The sequence below is a fragment of the Microcystis sp. M_QC_C_20170808_M3Col genome, from assembly GCF_007095505.1.
Taxonomy (GTDB): domain Bacteria; phylum Cyanobacteriota; class Cyanobacteriia; order Cyanobacteriales; family Microcystaceae; genus Microcystis.
In genome coordinates, this window is the sequence record NZ_SFBY01000414.1 from 1 (window position 1) to 5,204 (window position 5,204).

At 39.0% G+C, this 5,204-nt stretch carries 6 protein-coding genes and 1 pseudogene; 1 reads left to right on the forward strand and 6 read right to left on the reverse strand.

Annotated elements, in window-relative coordinates; genetic code table 11:
• Positions 1-209: 209 nt before the first annotated feature.
• Together EWV84_RS18965 and EWV84_RS18970 are read right to left on the reverse strand one after the other, a co-directional pair.
• Positions 210-908, reverse strand: a complete 699-nt coding sequence (locus EWV84_RS18965) for a DUF4276 family protein (protein ID WP_287079338.1) — start codon at positions 906-908, stop codon at positions 210-212.
• 10 nt (positions 909-918) lie between these two features.
• A complete protein-coding gene (locus tag EWV84_RS18970) occupies positions 919-2,346 on the reverse strand; it encodes an AAA family ATPase (protein ID WP_287079339.1) in 1,428 nt (475 codons plus the stop codon).
• Positions 2,347-2,776: 430 nt separating this feature from the next.
• Here EWV84_RS18970 and infC point away from each other — a divergent pair, with 430 nt between their 5' ends.
• On the forward strand, positions 2,777-3,307 hold the full coding sequence (infC, locus tag EWV84_RS18975; protein WP_002757952.1) for a translation initiation factor IF-3: 531 nt from the start codon (positions 2,777-2,779) through the stop codon (positions 3,305-3,307).
• Between the two features lie 86 nt (positions 3,308-3,393).
• Here infC and EWV84_RS18980 read toward each other — a convergent pair.
• From EWV84_RS18980 to EWV84_RS18995, 4 genes and pseudogenes are all read right to left on the reverse strand, one after another.
• Positions 3,394-3,603 (reverse strand): annotated as a pseudogene (locus EWV84_RS18980) (hypothetical protein); the annotation flags it as partial.
• A gap of 40 nt (positions 3,604-3,643) precedes the next feature.
• A complete protein-coding gene (locus tag EWV84_RS18985; protein WP_287079341.1) occupies positions 3,644-4,072 on the reverse strand; it encodes a hypothetical protein in 429 nt (142 codons plus the stop codon).
• A gap of 96 nt (positions 4,073-4,168) precedes the next feature.
• A complete protein-coding gene (locus tag EWV84_RS18990; RefSeq protein WP_287079342.1) occupies positions 4,169-4,465 on the reverse strand; it encodes a hypothetical protein in 297 nt (98 codons plus the stop codon).
• Between the two features lie 293 nt (positions 4,466-4,758).
• Complete coding sequence (locus tag EWV84_RS18995) at positions 4,759-4,899, reverse strand: hypothetical protein (RefSeq protein WP_287079343.1); 141 nt, start codon at positions 4,897-4,899, stop codon at positions 4,759-4,761.
• Positions 4,900-5,204: the final 305 nt, after the last annotated feature.

The window sequence follows — 5,204 nt, forward strand, 5'->3', positions numbered from 1 at the left end:
AAGTGATATTCTAGTAGGTTCGGTTCAGACATAATCGTGTAAGACCTAAGTAAGGGAAACCAGAAAGGGCTGTGATTAGCTCAAGAATCCTCACGCCTTTAGGCCCAGGAGTGTCAATCCCATTTTCTTTTCTAGAATAGGGTTTGAGGTTGAAGGCAATTAACCATCTCTGCCATTACTTTAGAAAAATGGTATTAGCAAGGTCCTATTCACGTTTGATCAGGATTATCCTCTATATTGCTGACTTTCGTTAATTGTGGAAAAATATCTCGTACTGCCTCTTCAAATTTTTTGTAGGAAGACAAGGATTCTAATTTCGACAATTCGATTGTAGCAAGCGGTGAATATAAATCGTCAATTTTTAGTTTATTTCGATACCGTTTAGCTATACCTTCTCTGGCTTTATTGATGGCATTTTTAATCGTTTCTTTTGGATTGCTAAAAGATTCGGGATGTTTATCGATTGCTAACTCACTATCACTTTTCTTTGTACACAATTGTTTTTTTAGTAATTCTTTATCTGCTAACATCCAGGCTTCAGTCATTTGTATTGGAACTATAGCAACTAAATTGTTGCATAAGTCTCCCTTGTCTGATTTAATAGCATTAAAAGCCGGATTAATTCTTTCGTTAAATGCGTTTTCATCTGTTTTATCATCTGCGTCTGCATGGAAGCACAAAACCATTGCTCCCTTCTCCACCGCTTGAATTGCGTATTTTTTAGCTTTTTCTCGGATATTTTCGCCAGAGATTTGTGAAAGACAAATTGGTTCAAAAATTTCTATTTCTTGTTGATCTTCACAAGCAACTCTCTCGAAAGTGCGCTGAATAATATTTGGTAAAAATCTATGATCGGAACTGCCTTCTGTAGCTAAGGCAATAATTATTTGTTTGATTGTTTTTGCCATCTTAATTGATTTACCTTAATTGGTTTTGTTGATTTTTAATATTTTTAATCGCACTTTCAGCATCAGCAGTTTTTAGATATTCGACCACTTCCGAGAGAGTTAGCTTGACCTCATTTTCGGAGGAAAATAAAGTTAATCGTTTTTGATCCTCTTTGATAACAGGGTAAAATTTAGTGATTTTCATCTTAATTCGCTTCTCTTCAATAGTGGATATTATAGTGGTAAGTTTAGAAAGCCAAATGCTGACATTTTTATCATCTTGCCAATTAATTAATTGACTCACTAAAACTGGAGAATGAGTGTTCACTATTACTTGGCGTAAAGGCATTTCAGTATCTTCAAAATCGACAGTTAGCTCTTTTAATAATTTTGCCATTGCTTGAATACGAAAAGGATGAATGCCATTTTCTGGCTCTTCAAAACACAGTAATCCTGTATGTTGTGGATCGTATTGCAGGACACATAATGTTAATAAACGTAGGGTTCCTTCGGAAAGCACTCTCGAAGAAAACTCCCGATTATCATCGCCTTTTACCTTGATAATAAATTGTCGATTTGCTTTGTCATCATAAACATTAACTTCTGTAAGATTTGGTAGCAGATTATTGAGATCACGGGAAATTGCTGTGAGGGTATATTCATCATCTTGTTTAATGCGAAATAAAGCAGCGGCTAAATTCTTACCACTTGCTGTTATTGTATCTCTGATGCCTATATCTTGACGAGTAGGTTCTCGCAGATCTTCGGGATTAAGCTGCATAAACTTCCAACTCAGCATTTCTTGTTTGGCGGCTAATATATGTTTAAAATCTATGGTATTAATGCTGCTTAAAACAGTTTGTGATGCGTTTTTTGCGGGAAATACTTTTTTATTTCCTTGTTGACCATCTTGATGTACAACAATGGTAGCAATACCATTAATATCTTCAGTCTTAATATAAGGAAAAGTTCTCCTACCCGTTCCTACTTTTGGTCGCCAACTTTCCAATACTGTCTTAGGAATATAATCTTTTACCCAATTATCTTCATTGTGCTTTAAATTTTCTAAACGTTCATCAACAATATACAAGTTTTCAAATCCACTTATATTAGACTCTCGTTTAATTTTTAATTGATAGCGCAACCTTGTATATTTAAGATCAACTTCCCCACCCCAATTATCTTTTACCTTGCGGTTGACTAACATTTCAACTATAAATTCCATTTCCGTGGCGTAGTCGTCCTCATCATACTGGGTAAAAAGTTCGCTAGGATGTCCTCGTTGCTCGCTAAAAGCCGTCTTCAGATCCACTTCTGCCAGCCGCGTCAACAATTGCAAAGCATCAAATAAATTACTCTTACCAGAAGCATTAACCCCAGCAACTACAGTAAGCGGCGTAAATACCATTTCAAAATTATGAAAGGATTTAAAGCCATGAATTTTAATATAAGTAATCATAGTTTTAGGCGATAAGTAATATTAAAACATCAGCGCACTGGACAATCTTCTCAACTTTCGGCTGATACTGTCTTACTATAATCTAGGCATTGCTTACAGGAGGTAGTGCGATTACGCCGATTTTTAGGCATTGCTTACAGGAGGTAGTGCGATGCCGCCGATTTTGTTGGGTGCGTTCCCTGCTGCAACGAGGGGGAACGCACCTTACCGATCGATTCCTGAGAGTATAGGGTCTTAGTCTAACAAGGCCCATGCACAACAGCTTATCTGGCTGACGGCCGGCGGCTGACGACCGGCGGCTAAAAATTAACATTGCAAGAAAACTTAACAATTGGCCAAGAAACTCGATCGAGTAGGTAGAATAACAAGTAAATCATTTTGTAAACTCCACCCGATTAACTAACTAGAATAGAGATAACCCAGAACGCCTGTGATAGATAAAAGACGCACTACTCGCGATCTCCCCCAAATTAACGAAAGAATCCGCTTTCCCGAAATCCGCGTTATCGATAGCGACGGCTCTCAACTAGGAATTATTACTCCTGCCGAAGCTTTGCGCGTGGCCGAAGAAAAGGAACTTGATCTCGTCCTCGTCAGTGAAACGGCAAATCCTCCCGTTTGCCGGATTATGGACTATGGCAAGTACAAGTTTGAACAGGAGAAAAAAGCCCGTGAGGCCAAGAAAAAACAGCATACAGCCGATATAAAAGAAGTTAAAATGCGCTATAAAATCGATGAGCATGACTACAACGTGCGAGTCAACCAAGCGCAACGTTTTTTAAAAGCGGGAGATAAGGTAAAAGCGACGATTACCTTCCGAGGCCGGGAAATTCAACACTCTAACCTAGCGGAAGAATTACTGGCGCGCATGGCCAAAGATTTACAGGATGTGGCTGAGGTACAGCAAGCGCCAAAAAAAGAAGGTCGTAACATGATGATGATGTTATCGCCGAAAAAATAACTAACTAATCCGGAAAAAAGGGGCTAAGACCCCTTTTTTGTTTTTCGGAAATCCTGAAGGGAAACCGATAATCTAAAACAAATGTATTATCCAGATTTTGACTCGGTTCGCCGAATCGCCACCACTGCTGGCCGGGGAGGTTGATTAACTTGACCACTGGGCCAATTCGACCCTAGGGGTACTTGTCGCATTTGTTCAAATTCCTGCCCATTAGTGGTTTTCAGGGCAAATTTGCGGTTTTCAAAGGCCAAATCCCGACGAATTCCCCCCGCTTCTCCCGGATGTTGTACAGCGAGAATACAGAGGAAAATCATCAAGCTTTGCTAAAATCCAATACTATGGAGTAGTGGGGAGATTCCTGATATATTCCTCAACTCGATCATCGGGATGGCTGATCCCTAGGTTGAATACCGTGTAATAGGTTCGGGGCAGCCTCTCATTATAAACTTGTAGGCTGTGAACAACAGCGAGATAGGATAGAGTCCAGTGATGTCCGTATTCGTGGGCTAAGGTTCGTTTTAATTGCTCGATCGTACCTAAAACGAGAGAGTTAAGGTAAATTGTCGCCGTAAATGTTTGTCGATCTCGATCGTAGTTCCCGACCCAATAACCATTGTCATTACTCCGCAAGTCCTTAATTTCTATTACATCCAACCACGCTAATTCGATTGGTGACGAAAGACGAAGTTCTCGCTCGACAAAATCCGATAGTGATTCTAATTCGTCTAGAGTATATTGGTTACTAAAGTCTTTTATCGTAGGCATCGCAACGTGATTTTCGTAGATTCTTAACTGACTATTCTAATAATATAACCTAGCCCAACATTATAGACTAGGTTATATTATATATATTGTAAGATATTATTTTTTCTTGCTTGAAGGGTCAAAGATAGTTGGCTGTTGCCCGTCATCTAATTCATCAAATGCGTCTTTCTCTGGATCTTCCGGCAGGATGGGAGCGCTCGCCATCTCGATTATATTTTTGCCGTCGCGAACTATTTCCCGATAGGCTACTCCCGTACTCTCCTGACTGGCGAACACTCCAGATTCGAGTTTATTTAGATAGTCCTTCATTCGCTCGATCCTCGATTTCGGGACTCCTGCCTCCAAAGCTTCTTGAATATTTCGTTTTAATTCTTGAGTAGTGACGGGGATCATTGATCTTAGTGTCTTTAAAATACACTGGAAACACTCTTCCTATAATGATTTTACAAAGAAAAGAACAGAAAAACTACTATAATTGACTAACTTCTGACTAACTTCTGACAAATTTTTGAATAACTTCTGACTAACTTACGCTACTATAGGCATATACCCAAAATCATCATTTATGCCTAGATCATTAGAAATCCCTCTGGAATCCATTTTAAAGCTAACTTCGCCCAAACAAAGGAGAAGCCAACAAGACTATCCTTGTTGGCTCATTAACCTAGAGCGACAGCATCTATTGACTACTGTTTTCCTTCTTCTTCTTCCTCATCTTTTTGATCTTTTGCGTCGCAATCGCGGCGTTCATTGATCAAATCAAGGAGCTCTCTCAAAAGGTCAATGCTTATTTTAGCAAGCTGTATATAAGTCATGATTTCTAGCATTTCGGTAACCTCCTACCTTTTGCCTTTCTTTCCTTATTATCTTGGCTAATTCGTAGGACGAGATCTTACATATTTAATAACTTTGGATATATAAATAAATCGCCCTAAGAATCGCTTGATTATAGTTTTAAATTCCTTCCAGATAACTTCCGCATAACTTCTGAATAACCGCTTATGTCTAGATCGCTGGCTCTTCTAGGTTCTGTGTGAGCATGGTATAATAGTAACACAGAACAGGAGGTGGGTTATGTGGATAAATTTTGATCAACTCCTCGATTTACCAAATGTAACAGTGGTCAATTATC

Excerpts from the sequence above, each read along its gene's own strand:
- EWV84_RS18970 (WP_287079339.1), bottom strand. The coding sequence starts at position 2,346 with ATGATTACTTATATTAAAATTCATGGCTTTAAATCCTTTCATAATTTT.
- EWV84_RS18965 (WP_287079338.1), bottom strand. The coding sequence starts at position 908 with ATGGCAAAAACAATCAAACAAATAATTATTGCCTTAGCTACAGAAGGC.
- EWV84_RS18990 (WP_287079342.1), bottom strand. The coding sequence starts at position 4,465 with ATGATCCCCGTCACTACTCAAGAATTAAAACGAAATATTCAAGAAGCT.
- EWV84_RS18985 (WP_287079341.1), bottom strand. The coding sequence starts at position 4,072 with ATGCCTACGATAAAAGACTTTAGTAACCAATATACTCTAGACGAATTA.
- EWV84_RS18995 (WP_287079343.1), bottom strand. The coding sequence starts at position 4,899 with ATGCTAGAAATCATGACTTATATACAGCTTGCTAAAATAAGCATTGAC.